The 16,592-nt window shown below is 40.0% G+C and carries 12 protein-coding genes; 9 read left to right on the forward strand and 3 right to left on the reverse strand.

Features of this window, described 5'->3' with window-relative positions; genetic code table 11:
* Window positions 1-22: 22 nt before the first annotated feature.
* Window positions 23-2,479, reverse strand: a complete 2,457-nt coding sequence (locus ACFSKO_RS18785; RefSeq protein ID WP_380254542.1) for a heavy metal translocating P-type ATPase — start codon at window positions 2,477-2,479, stop codon at window positions 23-25.
* A gap of 172 nt (window positions 2,480-2,651) precedes the next feature.
* Here ACFSKO_RS18785 and ACFSKO_RS18790 point away from each other — a divergent pair, with 172 nt between their 5' ends.
* The gene (locus ACFSKO_RS18790; protein ID WP_380254544.1) at window positions 2,652-2,825 is read left to right on the forward strand and encodes a hypothetical protein; all 174 of its coding nucleotides are present in this window, start codon (window positions 2,652-2,654) and stop codon (window positions 2,823-2,825) included.
* Window positions 2,826-2,857: 32 nt separating this feature from the next.
* Here ACFSKO_RS18790 and ACFSKO_RS18795 read toward each other — a convergent pair whose 3' ends face one another.
* Both ACFSKO_RS18795 and ACFSKO_RS18800 read right to left on the reverse strand, forming a co-directional pair.
* Window positions 2,858-3,796 carry a hypothetical protein gene (locus tag ACFSKO_RS18795; RefSeq protein ID WP_380254546.1) on the reverse strand — a complete coding sequence of 313 codons (939 nt, stop codon included), beginning with the start codon at window positions 3,794-3,796 and terminating at the stop codon, window positions 2,858-2,860.
* 24 nt (window positions 3,797-3,820) lie between these two features.
* A complete protein-coding gene (locus tag ACFSKO_RS18800; RefSeq protein WP_380254548.1) occupies window positions 3,821-4,180 on the reverse strand; it encodes a beta/alpha barrel domain-containing protein in 360 nt (119 codons plus the stop codon).
* 551 nt (window positions 4,181-4,731) lie between these two features.
* Between ACFSKO_RS18800 and nhaA the strand changes: the two genes are divergently transcribed.
* The 8 genes from nhaA (at window position 4,732) to ACFSKO_RS18840 (ending at window position 16,475) form a co-directional block, all read left to right on the forward strand.
* Complete coding sequence (gene nhaA / locus ACFSKO_RS18805; protein ID WP_380254550.1) at window positions 4,732-5,901, forward strand: Na+/H+ antiporter NhaA; 1,170 nt, start codon at window positions 4,732-4,734, stop codon at window positions 5,899-5,901.
* 328 nt (window positions 5,902-6,229) lie between these two features.
* Window positions 6,230-6,559 (forward strand): hypothetical protein, encoded by a 330-nt coding sequence (locus tag ACFSKO_RS18810; protein ID WP_380254552.1) that lies wholly within the window; start codon window positions 6,230-6,232, stop codon window positions 6,557-6,559.
* Between the two features lie 149 nt (window positions 6,560-6,708).
* Complete coding sequence (locus tag ACFSKO_RS18815) at window positions 6,709-8,151, forward strand: TolC family protein (RefSeq protein WP_380254554.1); 1,443 nt, start codon at window positions 6,709-6,711, stop codon at window positions 8,149-8,151.
* Window positions 8,148-9,689, forward strand: a complete 1,542-nt coding sequence (locus ACFSKO_RS18820) for an efflux RND transporter periplasmic adaptor subunit (protein WP_380254556.1) — start codon at window positions 8,148-8,150, stop codon at window positions 9,687-9,689. Before ACFSKO_RS18815 ends, ACFSKO_RS18820 begins: the two co-directional genes overlap by 4 nt.
* Window positions 9,690-9,700: 11 nt before the next feature.
* Window positions 9,701-12,853, forward strand: a complete 3,153-nt coding sequence (locus ACFSKO_RS18825; RefSeq protein ID WP_380254558.1) for an efflux RND transporter permease subunit — start codon at window positions 9,701-9,703, stop codon at window positions 12,851-12,853.
* 131 nt (window positions 12,854-12,984) lie between these two features.
* Window positions 12,985-14,193 carry an ABC transporter ATP-binding protein gene (locus ACFSKO_RS18830; protein WP_380254560.1) on the forward strand — a complete coding sequence of 403 codons (1,209 nt, stop codon included), beginning with the start codon at window positions 12,985-12,987 and terminating at the stop codon, window positions 14,191-14,193.
* A 212-nt stretch (window positions 14,194-14,405) separates the two neighbouring features.
* Window positions 14,406-14,978 carry a recombinase family protein gene (locus ACFSKO_RS18835; RefSeq protein ID WP_380254562.1) on the forward strand — a complete coding sequence of 191 codons (573 nt, stop codon included), beginning with the start codon at window positions 14,406-14,408 and terminating at the stop codon, window positions 14,976-14,978.
* A 60-nt stretch (window positions 14,979-15,038) separates the two neighbouring features.
* Window positions 15,039-16,475 carry an IS1182 family transposase gene (locus tag ACFSKO_RS18840; protein WP_380254564.1) on the forward strand — a complete coding sequence of 479 codons (1,437 nt, stop codon included), beginning with the start codon at window positions 15,039-15,041 and terminating at the stop codon, window positions 16,473-16,475.
* Window positions 16,476-16,592 lie beyond the last annotated feature (117 nt).

Raw genomic sequence — 16,592 nt, forward strand, 5'->3', positions numbered from 1 at the left:
TCTATAATTTACTGAGGCTGCTTTATTCTAACAAAACAGGTTTCACCCAACGTAGTCGGAGCGCGTTCGAGAGTACAAATATACTGGACAATGCCATCGCTCCTGCAGCCAACGCGGGAGAGAGCATTGTTCCATTGATTGGGTAGAAAACTCCTGCAGCTACTGGTATTAAAATGGTGTTATAACCAAATGCCCAAAAGAGATTTTGACGGATATTTCTCATTGTATGTTTACTAATATCAAATGCGTTGACAACACCTCTCAGATCTCCAGACATTAATACAACATCAGCAGACTCAATGGCGATGTCAGTACCTGTGCCAATGGCAATTCCGACATCTGCAGTTGCAAGAGCAGGAGCGTCGTTGATCCCGTCTCCTACAAAAGCGAGTGTAACTAAATCACTTTTCATGTCTTTTAAAGCAGCAACTTTACCTTCAGGTAGTACCTCAGCAATAACATGATCTATCCCGAGTTCTCTAGCGATTGCTTCGGCGGTACCTTTGTTGTCGCCTGTAATCATGGCAACCTTTAGTCCCAGATTATGTAAAGCCTGAATGGCAGAAGGGGTACTTTCTTTGATAGGGTCAGCAACAGCAAATATGGCAGCCGCTTGACCATCGATTGCAGCATAAAGAGGGGTTTTTGCTTTCTTACCCAAAGCTTGTCCGATTGCTTTAAGATCACCCAAATCAATGCCTTCTCGTAGCATAAACCTATCCGCGCCAATAAGGACTGACTTTCCTTCGACAACGGCTTGAACTCCATAGCCTGTGACTGAAGAAAAGTTTTCCACAGATGGCATGGTAAGTTCTTTTTTCTCTGCAGCACGAACGATTGCTTCTGCTATTGGGTGCTCAGATTTTTTTTCCACTGCTGCGATGAGACGTAAGACTTTTTGTTCCGAAAAACCATTTGCGGTTTCAATATCAGTTAATTCTGGTTTACCTTCTGTTAACGTACCTGTTTTGTCGACAGCAACAATGGTCGTTTTTTGAAGTGTTTGCAAAGCATCACCCTTGCGAAATAAAACGCCCATCTCAGCAGCCCGTCCAGTGCCCACCATGATTGATGTCGGGGTTGCAAGTCCCATCGCGCAAGGGCAAGCAATAATTAGAACAGCAACTCCTGCGACTAAAGCGAAGCTAAGGGCCGGATCAGGCCCCCAAACTAGCCAGGAAAGTACAGTTAGGAATGCTATCGAAATCACAGCAGGTACAAACCAGGATGTAACCTTATCAACCATGCCCTGAATAGGTAGCTTTGTACCTTGCGCTTCTTCAACCATCTTAATTATTTGAGCCAGCATGGTATCTTTACCAACTTTGGTAGCCTTGAAAGTTAAGGCGCCTGTTCCATTTACCGTTCCGCCAACAACAACTGAGCCGCCTTTTTTTTCAACAGGTATAGGTTCCCCAGTTATCATGCTTTCATCAACATAAGAATTTCCGGTTATAACCGCTCCATCAACTGCTATCTTTTCACCAGGACGAACGTGAATAATATCCCCAGTAACAATCTCTTCGATACTTAATTGTAAAGTGTCGCCATTTCGCTCAACGCGCGCTGTTTTGGCTTGTAGATTAATGAGCTTACGAATTGCAGCGCCAGTTCGCCCCTTGGCACGGGCCTCTAAATAACGCCCCAACAGGATGAGTACAACAATGACAGCCGCCGCTTCGTAATAGACATTGGCTGTTCCTTGGGGCAATAGATCAGGGGTAAAAGTCGCAACCAGTGAAAATCCATAAGCAGCAGACGTACCAAGAGCCACAAGTGAATTCATATCAGGAGCACCTTTAAAAAGTGCGGGAAACCCTTTGGTGTAAAAGCGTAACCCAGGGCCGAGAAGAATTATTGTAGTAAGGGTAAATTGGATTAAATGGTTTATAAGTAAATCAATAGACTGGCTAAGCCATTCATGTAAGCCAGGGATGACATGCCCGCCCATTTCAATCAGGAATACTGGGAAAGCCAAACAAGCGGCAAAAAGGGTTATTCGGCCAAGCCGCGAAATCTCTTGGGCTTTGCGCTCTTCATCGCTTTTAGTGTCTGCCAATCCAATTTTTGCTGGATACCCTGACTGAGTTACAATCTTAGCAATATTATCTACAGAAACAATACTTGGTATATATTGCACTTGAGCCGTTTCTGTCGCCAAATTTACCGATGCATTAAGAATACCGTTTTCAGCGCTTAAGGCTTTTTCTATGCGCCCAACGCATGAAGCGCAGCTCATCCCACTAATTTGCAAGGTGATTTGCTTACTTGAGGCAGGATAACCTGAGTGATTAAGTGCAGTAGTGAGGGCATTAATATCGGCTGGAGGCGAGTAAGTCACATGAGCCGTTTCTGTTGCCAAATTAACTGACGCACTGCTAACACCAAGAACTGATGTTAGAGCTTTTTCTGCATTATTTACACAAGAGGCACACGACATACCTTCAATTCGAAATGATATTTTTTGCTGAATACTCAATATTTTTACCCCATTTGGTATGTTGTTAACTTATTTATAGGGTTTCCTGTAACTGGAAGGTCAAGCCATCAATTTTGCGGCATAGGCTTGACCTTCCAGTTACAGTAGCACTTACAATATTGGGGTTTTTACTGTTGGAACGAATTTTTTTGTTTAATAAGGAACAGCAAAGATGAAGAACAGCTTAGATATGAAAATCCTTGATGCGTTCAAATGTTCGTTGCGTCAGGAACGCGAAGACGTCGCTGATTGCTTGTTACAGGCCCTTGAGGTCTTGGCTGCTAACCGGGTCAAGAATACCTGCCTTGGTAAAGCTTATGCTGAAATCTATGCGGTTCGCTATTAACAAGGTTACAAACGGTGCTCTAATAAGCTTTCTTAAGTGGTTTGTTTTCGGCGGAAAATATATATCGCAGAACCTAATTCTGGAGGTAAAAGTAAGTCGCTTAGGGTGCGATTTTCTTCAAAATCAAAAGCTGATTGCGCCTTGTAAGTTTTCCAGTTCCCGGCAGCCGTTTTTAGTCGACTTCCAATCACAATGTAGGTCTGAACACTCGATGTTTTGAAGACATGGGTTTCAAAGTCATTACCGGCAGGCGGCCATGAACAGATTACGACTTCAGGATTGTATGTTTTAAGGGCCGTTTTTGCGTCCAGTTTGTTTATTGAGCCAGAATAATCTATGGAATGATCCCAACTTCCATTATCTGTTGCCGCAACCTTGACGCCTAGATTGTTTAAAAACCTGGATAGAGTTCCATCCCCTGCGGCGATTTCAAGGCAGGATTGAGCGCCTATTATGCCCGCCAACTCATCGATTAATTTTCGTGAATAAAAACAGTAAATTCCCTTGGGTTCAACTAATGGCATAAGAAAATTTTTCTGCCAAACCATCGGCCAAATGAACCGGAACCAAAATAAAGAAACCGGCTTTCGTTCCAAATCATGGGAAAACAGTAACTTCTGAACGATATATCCATTAAGGAAATTAAATTTAATTTTCCCGTGTTTAACTCCAGTTACCTCTGCCAAGCCCCGATTTTTTATGACGAGTTGAAGCATGCGTTGACGGACGTATTGCGCCAATTCAGGAGGAAGTTTTATACACGTCTTATCTTTTGAACTTCGCGCTTTAGTGTTATTATTATGAGGCGGTATTGCTGAATTTATTAAATCCGCAGGATTTTGGTTTTGAGCAGCACTGGAAATAGCTTGTTGTACAGCGCTCCATTCTTCTGGAAATTCATAGCAGAGTTCGTTTAAGGATGGCATTTTTTTGAGCCATTTTTGTATTTTTTTCAGATTTTTTGTTTTCATCCAAAAGCTTCTTCATAAGTAATTTTAATGATTATACCCCTTTAATTGCCAAAGACACGTATGGATTGTATTAAGCCCTTTGAAAAGCTGAATATATAGCGTTTCACGCTTTGGCGTGCAGCAGGTTGCAAACAAAGCACCAATTGATGAGCCCAAAGAAGTTATTACCTCTATCAGGCTATTCAGTTTTTCTGTTTCGTCTGTATGAGATGGTATCTGTGTTGATAACTGGGCATAGTTTTTTTCTAAATCGACTATTCGTTCGCTACGATCAGACATGCAACATGTGCGTCCAAGTCTCTCTAAGGCCTTTGTACTTTCAGATAAAGTTTGATTTATCTTATCCAATATTACCAATTTGTTGTTTGCCTCACTTTTAATCATTATTATTTCCCTCTTTTGACTGATATACTTAAAGCTAAAGGTTCCAGCTCCCATAAGGTCAAGCGGTTTTGACTCAATTTTATTAACAAATCAAAACGATCAATTTTCCCTTTTTCAACAACATTAAAAAAACACTTCGAAAATGTTTTTTAAAGTTCTTTCTATCAGCATAATTTGGTCAATTAACCAACAGTCATCCAAACGAATCTGCCCTTCATTTGCCCGTATCATGTGTTTTACGGTTGTAAATATTCTGGATAACCTGTTATGGCGTTTTTTCCACTTCCTTGTTGATGAATAGCATTTAACGCCTTGTCCCTACCCCTATATAGAGAGCTGTTGTTTTGGAAAATGAACACTTTAAAGCTAACTTAAATATATTTAAGGAAAGCTGAAAAGGTTACGTATATTCACTTTATCCACGACAATTAGAGCTGAATGGATAATGCTATTTACTTTTCAAAGTTATGTTTTAGAAACAAAAACGTGACACATCGATACCGAAGTAAAACAATAAATAGTCATCAATGCCATAATTAGAAAGCAATGTATTGAGCCAAATTTTAAATTTGTTTAAAGATGAACGAATCTCCGGAGTGATTGTGCTTATCGCAGTGTTGTTAGCATTAATCGCTGCTAATTCACCTGCCGCAGAGATTTATGCGCTCATACACCATACTCCAGTTCATTTTCGTTTTGGTCCTTTGATAATTGATGAGCCATTGGTGAAATGGATAAATGAAGGCCTAATGGTGATCTTCTTTCTAATGATCGGATTAGAGATTAAGCAACAACTTCTTGAAGGCCACCTATCTACTCTAAAACAAGCCGCCTTACCAATTTTCGCAGCTTTTGGTGGCATGATGTTACCTGCATCATTATATGTAGGATTAGCTTGGGACGATCCTAATGCACTCCGCGGATGGGCTATTCCTACTGCGACAGATATAGTATTAGCTCTTACAGTTCTTTCGTTACTTGGCTCTCGTATACCAGTCGGTCTACGAATTTTTTTGACCGCACTTGCTATTTTTGATGACCTTGGCGCTATAATAATAATTAGTCTATTTTATGGGCAAACTGTTGCTGCTACACCACTAATAATTGCAGGCTTTGCCCTATTAGGTCTTTTACTAATAAATAGGCTTCAAATTTTTCAACCTGTGATTTATATAGCTATAGGCTTGGTGCTTTGGATAGCAATGCATAAATCTGGAGTTGAGGCTTCACTTACAGGATTTTTTATTGCTTTATCCATTCCTATACACATACCGAAGGCAGGTGCTTCTTCTCCGCTTCGTCGTACAGAAAAAAAATTTCATATATGGAATGTTTTATTTGTCATTCCTTTATTTGCTTTCTTTAATGCAGGTATAAATATAAATCAAACAACCGATTTTTGGCCTCTAAACTCTGTCTCTTTGGGAATCATAGTCGGTTTATGCATTGGGAAACAAGTAGGCGTCTTTATAGCCTCTCGCATTGCTGTTGCAACGGGCCTAGCTCAATTACCAAAAAATGTCACTTGGTTCCAATTATATGGAGTAGCACTCCTTTCTGGTATTGGTTTCACCATGAGTACATTCGTTGCTACTCTAGCATTTCCCAATACAGATCTTATAGTCTCTGCAAAAATTTCAATTCTTTTAGGATCTGTCCTTTCAGCTACTGTTGGAGTGGTCGTTATTTATCTATCAACTACAAAAATCTCATCCAAATAATGTTAAGTTTAAAAAACTATTGTGGATAAAATAAGTATAGAATCTTTCTTAGAAATCTCCTTCTATAACGGGTCTTTCTTATAAAATAACGTTATCTGTGCTTGATAAAAGGCCATAAATTTCGTCTCGTAAAAAAAACAACTTGATGCGACAGGAAGTCGCAAACCGGTTAACTATTTGATATAAATATAATATTTTTATATTTCAAAACGAATTGAAAAAGAGTCGAGTATTTCACTTGCCTTTAATATTTGTAACTTCTAATTCTTAAAGAGAACTAATTTTAAACAAAGGTTGTAGACTCGCCTTGAGAAACACTACTGGTAGAATGAAAGGAATCGCAAAGAATCTCAACGCATTAATTGTGTTGATATTCCTGCTCAACCTTTTGATCGGCATGCCTGTATTAATGCAGTTTCACGATGATGGTGATAGTAATTATATCGCTTCGGTGGAACTTGATCACACTTCCATACCCAAAAAGAATGACCTACATGATAATGTTGAACATTGTGGTATTGCCTCTTGCTCTGTTGCACTAGGCAATGAACAGTCAATTAAAATCACAAATTTAGAACAAAAAGCCTTATACTCCTTTTCTACTTTTGAATTAAAAACCTTATTTATAGCTCCTCCCAAACGCCCTCCTTCAGCTTAGCTTGATATTACACATCTGACTATCGTGCATCTGCACGAAGCCGTCGGTGTATTTTTTCTAATTCTATCGCTTAAATTAGAAATGTTTCTCCCGAGTTAGCACATAGCTAACCCCATCTGTTGTCGATGGAGAGTTGAGGAAATCAAGAAATGCTTTATACACGAGTACCGTTTTTATGCCTTGTTGGCGTGACAATCGCCGTCGTTTCAACGATAGGAATCTCTTTCGCTTCTGATATTAAGAAGACTGCCTCGGACACAATTCAAAAGGAATTTACAGAAGCTTTAGACCTCGAAACAGCCGTAAAATTTGCACAATTTAACGACCCATGGCTGGTGGGAAATGAACATTCCGAGGATGCCATCCTGTCATCAAGTGTTGCGGCAGGATCTTTATCTGATCCAACAATATCTATCAGTATGGCAAATTTGCCTACCGACAGTTTGAATTTTGATCAAGAAGCAATGACGCAAGCCAAAATCGGAATCTCACAGATATTTCCTGCGGGAGACAGCCTCGCAATACGAAAACGACAGCTTCAATTGCAAGGGAGCCAATTTCCACATCAACGTGACAATCGAAAAGCGGAGGTTCGAGTGATTGTGGGACAGCTTTGGCTAAATACATACAAACAGCAAGAAAGTATAGCAATAATACGTAAAAATTGGGCACTTTTTGAACAATTGACGGATATTGCAGAATCCAGTTATTCAACCGCACTCGGTAACAGTCGCCAGCAAGATCTTGTTCGCGCCCAATTGGAATTAACACGGCTTGAAGACCGTTTGACAGTGCTGCATCAAAAACAAGAAATGTACCAACAGCAACTGTCTGAATGGCTAAACGATTATTTTCACGATGAATATTCAGAGGATAACAGGCAAAGAATACAACTTAATACTATCCACTTTTCCCTTTCTAGAAAATTGCCTGATATTAACCTGCTTAATCAAGAGTTTTATAAATCAGTCGAACCTGTTGATACGGAAATTCTCTTCAAAAAATTATCTACACATCCCGCTTTGAAAGCTGTTGACCAGAAAATTAAAACTAGTAATGCAGGTATCAAACTGGCCAAACAAAAGTATAAACCCAAATGGGGTGTAAATGCAGGATACGGGTTTCGAGCAGATGATCCTATGGGAAACGATCGGGCAGATCTTTTTTCAATTGGTATGACTTTCAGCGTCCCGCTTTTTACTGCTAATAGGCAAGACATGGAAGTTCAATCCGCCAAATCAACTGCTTCCGCAGTTAAAACCGAGAAATGGCAACTTCTTAGGAAGCTTATGGCATCATTTGAAGCTTCCAAGGCTCAATTTTTCCGATTAAATCAACGCCAAACACTCTATCAAACTCAACTGCTTCCTCAAATGCACGAGCAAGCTGAGGCGTCTCTAACTGCTTATACGAATGATGACGGAGATTTTGCTGAAGTTGTAAGGGCCCGCATTGCTGAAATAGATGCTGAAATCAGTGCGCTAAGCATTGATGTCGAACGGCAGAAATCCATCATCCAATTAAATTATTTTTTCACAATAAGCACCAGTGAAGCTTCAACGAGTGATCTTCAATTAGGAGACGGTAAATGAACAATAAATCCGCTATAATATTACCTTTATTGGCGGGCCTTGCTTTAGGATCAGGTGCGTCCATAGCAGCTTACACATACATATACCAATCTTCAAAGGATGCCCAACTACAGAGTGCTGATACAGTTATAAAGAAACCATTATACTGGGTCTCACCAATGAATCCTGATTACAAACGGGACAAGCCCGGGAAATCTCCAATGGGGATGGACTTAATTCCGTTTTATGAGGAAACCAACACTGGTAAGGATACAGGTCTTGGAACGATTAGAATTTCATCTGATGTAGTCAATAATTTAGGCGTCAGAACCGCATTAGTTATAAACCAACCCCTTCATACCAAGATTAACACTGTAGGTTACGTGCAGTATGATGAAGATCGGTTAATTATGATTCATCCAAGAGTGGAAGGTTGGATAGAAAAACTTTATGTAAAAGCTGAAGGGGACCCGGTTAAAAAAGGTGAACCTCTCTATGAAATCTACTCCCCCGCACTGGTAAATGCTCAAAAAGAATTGATTATTGCCCTTGATAGGGGAAATACTCGCTTAATACAGGCTGCTGAAGATAGATTGAAAGCTTTAAAGTTGCCAAGGCAAACAATTAAAGCATTAAAGAAATCACGGAAGATAAACCAAACAATTACCCTTTATGCGCCGCAAAGTGGCGTTGTCACCAGCCATAATATTAGAGAAGGTATTTTTGTAAAACCTAGTAATTCCATTATGTCTATAGGGTCATTGGATCAAGTTTGGGTTGAAGCAGAGATTTTCGAACGCCAAGTATTTCAGGTCAGAGAAGGCCTGCCTGTTACTATGTCATTAGAGTACTTGCCTGGCAAAAATTGGTCTGGAAAAGTTGATTATATATACCCAACTTTAAACGCAGAAACTCGGACAGTAAAAGTTCGTCTTCGGTTTGATAACGAAGACAAATATTTAAAACCAAACATGTTTTCTCAAATTACAATCCATGCTCAAGCCAAGGAATCAACCTTACTTGTCCCAAAAGAAGCAGTTATTCGCTCCGGAAGTTTTGATCGCCTGGTTCTTGCTTTAGGCGAAGGTCGATTCAAATCCATTAAAGTTAATGTTGGTCGCATTGATGATCAATCTGCAGAAATCTTATCTGGCGTAAAAGCAGGGGAAAGGGTCGTTGCATCGGCTCAATTTTTACTTGACTCTGAATCCAGTAAAACATCCGACTTCAAACGAATGAACATGCAAAGCGATGAGGAACGAGAGGTATCTACATTATCTGCCACTGTTTTGGTTGATGCGACTATAACCAGTTTGATGAAAGACCATCGAATGATGACCTTTTCCCACCAAGCAATCAAGGAATGGGGCTGGCCAGAAAAGAAAATGACTTTCACAATTCCTGATTCTATAGATATTTCAATACTTAAGCCAGGGATGAACTTAAGTATTGAGATTCATAAAAGCCCCAGTGGTAAATTCAAAATATCCAAAATTCATGCCCCGAACAAAACAAAAATGAACCATGAAACCATGGCCACTGGCCAACTTAGCGAGTAAAGGAAAATATAATGATTGAATCCATTATTCGCTGGTCAGTAGCTAATCGCTTTTTCGTTTTATTGGCCACTTTTATTCTAGTTGGTTCAGGACTGGTCGCTGTAAAGAATACTCCTGTTGACGCACTCCCTGATCTTTCTGATGTACAGGTAATTATTAAAACATCCTACCCAGGGCAAGCGCCCCAAGTGGTCGAAGATCAAGTAACTTATCCATTAACAACTGCTATGTTATCGGTGCCAGGTGCAGTAACTGTTCGTGGTTTTTCTTTCTTTGGGGATTCTTATGTTTATGTAATTTTTGACGAAAAAACGGATTTATACTGGGCGCGAACTCGTGTGCTGGAATATTTAAGTCAAGTAGCGCCGTCACTTCCTATAAGCGCGAAACCACAACTGGGACCCGATGCCACTGGTGTAGGATGGGTGTATTTATATGCTTTAATCGATAAAACCGGAAAACATGATCTAAGCCAATTAAGAAGTTTACAGGATTGGTTTTTAAAATATGAACTCCAAACTGTTCCTGGGGTTTCTGAAGTCAGTGCTCTTGGTGGTATGGTTAAACAATATCAAGTTATGGTAAATCCTGATAAATTAAGAGCTTTTGGTGTCCCCCTTTCTCACATTCAGACGGCAATCAAACGCGGTAACCAAGAAATCGGAGCATCGGTAGTAGAAATGGCCGAAGCTGAATACATGGTCCGAGCTACCGGATATATTAGCAGCGAAGAGGATTTAAAAAATATTCCTTTAGGTGTTAATCAAAACGGAACACCTCTTTTGCTCAAAGATGTCGCAGATATCGGCCTTGGCCCACAAATGCGTCGTGGGATTGCTGAACTTAACGGCGAAGGAGAAACTGTAGGTGGCATTATCGTTATGCGTTTTGGTGAAAATGCTCAACAAGTCATAGACGGTGTGAAAGCCAAAATGAGTCAGTTAAAGAAAGGATTACCAGAAGGTGTAGAGGTTGTAACTGTTTACGACCGGAGTTCTTTGATTGAAAGAGCCGTTAAGAACCTTTGGATAAAACTCTTAGAGGAATTCGGCGTAGTCGCTATGGTCTGTATTGTTTTTCTCTTTCACGTACGCTCTTCGCTCGTTGCAATTATCAGCCTACCTGTTGGAATTCTTACTGCCTTCATCATCATGTATTTTCAAGGATTAAATGCAAATATCATGTCCCTTGGTGGTATAGCCATTGCCATTGGAGCAATGATAGATGGTGCCATTGTGATGATCGAAAATATGCACAAGCATATGGAAAAAACCCCTCTCACCAAAGAAAATCGATGGAGAATTGTCACAGAGTCTGCCACTGAAGTTGGTCCTGCATTGTTTTTCAGTTTACTAATTATCACCGTCAGTTTTGTGCCTGTCTTTACACTTGAAGCGCAGGAAGGTCGAATGTTCTCCCCCCTTGCCTTTACTAAAACATATGCGATGGCCGCATCAGCAGCTTTAGCAATAACTTTAGTGCCTGTCTTGATGGGTTACTTCATTCGTGGGAAAATCCTCCCTGAACATAAAAATCCGATTAACCGACTTTTAACCGCAATCTATCTACCCGTTCTTACAAAGGTTTTAAGGTTTCCAAAAATTACACTTTTGGCAGCTCTTATTACGCTCTCCGTTGGTGCATGGCCATTAGACAAAATTGGAAGTGAATTCATCCCACCTTTGGATGAAGGGAGTCTTATGTACATGCCGACTACATATCCCGGAATTTCTATCGGTAAGGCTCGGCAGCTTCTCCAACAAACAGATAAACTGATCTATACAGTACCTGAGGTTGAAACTGTATTTGGTAAAGTCGGACGGGCAGACACTGCGACAGATTCAGCGCCACTAACAATGGTAGAGACTTTTATTAAACTGAAACCACATGATCAATGGCGTGAGGGTGTTACCATTGGTAGTCTCAAAAAGGAGTTAGATACTCTTGTAAAATTTCCTGGCGTTACTAATGCTTGGGTTATGCCTATTAAAACCCGTATTGACATGTTAGCAACCGGCATTAAAACCCCTGTTGGTATCAAAATTTCTGGGCCAGAATTATCTGAAATTCAAAGAATAGGAAAAGAGCTGGAAAATCTCCTTAAAGATGTACCTGGAACAGCGTCAGTTTATTCAGAACGGGTCGCGGGGGGGCGTTACGTTATAGTCGATATCAACCGGGCAAAAGCAGCACGATACGGGCTTAACATAGCTGATGTACAACAGGTCGTTGCAACAGCAATTGGCGGTATGAATGTGACACAAACGATTGAGGGCCTTGAACGTTATCCCGTTAATATAAGGTACCCTCAAGATTATAGAAGTTCACCAGAACAATTGTCCTTACTCCCCATTGTTACCCGTTCTGGGCAACGCATTGCACTATCAGATGTAGCAGATATTCGCGTAGAAAATGGCCCTCCAGCCATCAAAAGCGAAAATGCTCGATTGAACGGATGGTCTTTCATTGATATTGAAAACATTGATGTTGGGAGTTATGTCGTCAAAGCCCAAAATATAGTTAACGATAAACTTTCTTTGCCAGCAGGGTATTCTATTCAATGGTCAGGACAATATGAATATATGCTTCGGGCAAAGGAAAAGCTTACTTATGTAATCCCGCTAACCCTAGCAATTATTGTAATATTGTTATTTATCAATTTCCGCAATCTTGTGGAAGTGGCCATAATTATTGGAACTTTACCACTCGCAATGGTAGGTAGCATCTGGTTAATGTATTTACAGGGCTTTAATTTCTCAATTGCTGTTGGAGTTGGGTTTATTGCTCTTGCTGGTGTCGCTGTAGAAATTGGTGTCATCATGCTGGTTTATCTCAACCAAGCCTACGTCAAAATGTTGGATGATTGCATAATCCAAGGTGTCGAACCAAAGGAAGAATTACTAATCCATGCCGTTTTGCATGGTGCTGTCATACGTGTTCGGCCAGTGATGATGACTGCTTCTGCTATTATTGCTGGATTATTACCAATTCTTTATGGAACAGGGACAGGTTCAGAAGTCATGAGCCGAATTGCAGCACCAATGGTTGGCGGTATGGTTAGTGCCGTTCTTCTCACCTTACTTGTTGTGCCAGCGTTGTATTTTTTGTGGCGTAGAAAATACTTACCAAAGGCCCTCAAACTAAATTCTGATTTATCAACATAATCACAATTAGTAGAGGATCGCCATTTATACCAGCAAATCATGGTAAGAATTTTTTCATCATGATTTGTTGGGTTTAGGTTATTACCCAAGCATTGCTAGCAACAACGATTAAACCGCTCTAAGGAGTTGTAATGTATAATTATTATGAAGATATAGTTCATTGGCTTGCAATGTCCTTAGGTCACAGTTTAACGGCCCAAGTCCCTATTTGGTTACACTCTTTCCTACATTTAACACTTTTTTGGGCCCCTTTGGCCATGCTTGTCCTCGCCATAACGATAGTTGTAATAAGATTGCGAGGAGTATTTACATACAAAAAGCCCCTCAACTTAATTAAGGAGATAAAGGAAGAATCTGAGTTTGGTGCAAATGCTTATGCGTTCATCATACAGTATACGTTAAAGCAACAGGTATTTTTGGCTGGATTAGGATTACTTGCAATGCCTGTTTTATATCTAACGTTAGAACTCCCAAAGATCATTATTAATGATGTAATAAGTTCAGAAAATTTTCCAATCATTTTTATGAATGTCGAGTTTTCACAATCTAAGGCTCTATTTGCATTGAGTGCTGTTTTCCTTTGTGCAATTTCTTTAGGAGGAATTCTTAAATACTGTATCAACGTATATAAAGGTAAAGTTGGTGAACGTATTTTAAGACGTTTTCGGTTACTTATATATCGTTGCTGGAGAGAAGGTCGAGGTCCTTCCCGGAGGTCAGAAATTATACCGTTGATAGCATTAGAAGCAGAGCCAATCGGAGGTTTCGCATCCGATGCTTTTTCTCTCCCGGTCTTTCAAGGAGGAACTTTTGTTACCATTTTAGTCTTTATGTTTGTCCAAGATCCTGTACTTGGAGCAGCTGCTATTACTCTTTTACCTCTCCAATTATACTTAATACCTAAACTACAACGCCGTGTTAATGTATTAGCGCGTCACCGTGTTAAAGAAATTCGTATATTAGGAGGAGAATTAGGGGATCAATCATCCCGGCAGGATCGTGATAGAAAAGAAATTCAATACATAGGAGCTTCATTAAAGAATGTTGAGACAATTAGGCGAAATATCCACAAAGTGAAATTTTTAATGAAAGCGCTTAATAATTTTCTGACTGCGCTAACACCCTTTTTTTTCTATTCAATCGGTGGTTTTTTGGTAATCGAAAATAGCCTTACGATTGGAGCTTTAATAGCTGTCATCGCTGCCCAAAAAGAATTCTCATCACCATTAAAAGAACTTTTCAAATACTACCAAGAAGCCGCAAATGTAAGTATTCGATTTCAAGAGGTTATAAAATTTTTAGACGAAAAAACAACAAATTTAAACAAGAACACAGTGTAATTTATCAAACCTGGAAATTCAATTTATCGTGGATTACTACATTCACTTGGTTAAAAACAAGATTTTAGGAGTTTAGATAAACGACCGTTAATCTGAACTTATTCAACCATATCGCTACGATTGCCAATACCGATGGTTAAGTGTATAAAAAACTGGTTTACATAAACAACGTCTACTTTTCTATAATTCATATGAGTTGTCTTAACTAAATCATGAAATTTGGCTACGCACGCATTTCCACCAATGAGCAAAATCTGGATTTACAGATTGATGCATTAAAAAAAGCTGGCTGTGAGGAAATATTCTCGGAAATTGTCAGCGGTACCAAAACAGAGCGAAAGGAACTTGATAAGCTTTTAGATTTGGTTCGTGCAGATGATGTTATTGTTATCTGGAAATTGGATCGACTTGGGCGCTCCTTAAAACACCTGGTTATGTTGGTAAATAAACTAGTGGGTGAAGGAGTGGGTATTAAAAGCCTGAATGATCCGATTGATACAACAAACCCGCAAGGCAGACTTGTTTTCAATATCTTTGCTTCACTTGCCGAGTTTGAACGGGATCTCATTAGTGAGCGAACTCAAGCTGGACTTAAAGCAGCTCGCGCAAGAGGCCGTAGAGGTGGACGTCCAAAAGGCTTGTCAGATGAAGCCAAGCTAAAAGCTATTGCAGCAGAAACACTCTACAAAGAAGGCGAGTTGTCTGTAATTAGTATCGCGGAAAATCTAGGTATCAGTAAAGCCACGCTTTATAGTTACTTAAGACATAGAGGCATTACGTTTTGAATTTGATTAAATATGCCGTTATGGGATTCCAGAGCGTAGAGCCACGTGATATATTAGAGCATGACACATATATCAGGAAACTCTCGTTCTCAGTTACTCTTGTTACCGGAAAGGGTTGATGATTATGTTGGCCCCGATAATACGGTTCGGTTCATTGACGCTTTTGTAGATGGGTTGGATTTAAAAGAGGTAGGCTTTACGAGAGTACAATCAAAATCAACTGGCCGCCCAGGTTATGATCCTGCTGATCTGTTGAAACTTTACATTTATGGATATCTGAACAGAATACGCTCCAGCAGGAAACTTGAGGTAGAAACTCACCGTAACATAGAGGTCATATGGCTATTGCGACACTTGAAGCCTGATTTCAAGACAATCGCTGATTTCCGCCGCGACAACCGTTCTTGTTTTAAAAAGGTGTTTCGAGAGTTTGTCCTTTTATGTCGCCAGCTTGATCTTTTCGGACGAAAGCTACTCGCGGTCGATGGCACAAAAATTAAGGCCGTCAACAGTAAGGCAAACAATTTTACACGTGTATCTCTATCCAAAATGATCAAGGAAGCTGACGAACGGCTTGATACTTATTTAAAGCGTCTTGATGAAGGTGATAAGGGGGATGTTGAGGTAATACATTCTGCAACTGATCAAAATCTTGCTGAAAAAATCAACCATATTAAAACCAGACAAAATCAACACAAAGCACTTCTTGAACAATTGGAAGAGACTGGAGAAAGTCAAATTTCTCTATCTGATCCCGACAGTCGCCGCATGATGGGAGGGAGTACAGGTCATCGTGTTAGCTATAACGCGCAGATAGCCGTTGATTGCAAACATAACCTGATTGTCGAACAAGAAGTCTGCAATCAGGGTTTTGACCTTGGCTTATTAGCGAAGACAGCGGGTCCTGCTCGATCTATTCTTGGTGTTGAGGAAATTGAAGTCGTTGCCGACAAGGGATACTACAAAATTGAAGATATTGAAGCCTGTGAAAAAGATAACCTTATAGCTTATGTATCTAAACCACAGAGAGGATCTTCTGTGGCAGCAGGTTATTTTTCAAAAGAAGTATTCCGCTTTGATGAAAGGGGTGATTTTTATATCTGTCCGGCAGGTAAGCAACTGTCCACCCGTTATATAAGTAAACTACGAGATAATACACGATACACATACTGTAATCGGGCAGCTTGTAGAGTTTGTCCCTTACGTTCTCGATGTACGAATAAAGGATTTCGTAAAGTATCACGGTTTGAGAACGAAGTCGTTCTTACACGTATGGCCGAAAGACTAAAAAAGCGCCCTGAAATGATGAACCTACGGCGGTGTTCCGTTGAACATCCCTTTGGCTCAATTAAACAATGGATGAACCAAGGAGCGTTTTTAACATGCAGATTAGAAAATGTTCGTGGTGAATTCAGCTTGACCGCTTTGGCTTACAATATGAGGCGGGCGATAAACCTTGTCGGCGTTAAAGGTTTGATGGCGGCTTTAGAAACCTAGAGCCCCTAAACACGTTCAATTTTCCAGAATTTTGCATTATCACTTAAAATAACGCCTCTTATACGGTAAAAATACAAGATCTCATGATGATTTCTGATCGAGGCCTATATAAAGAAG

The sequence above is a fragment of the Kiloniella antarctica genome (assembly GCF_042682825.1).
GTDB classification, from domain to species: domain Bacteria; phylum Pseudomonadota; class Alphaproteobacteria; order Kiloniellales; family Kiloniellaceae; genus Kiloniella; species Kiloniella antarctica.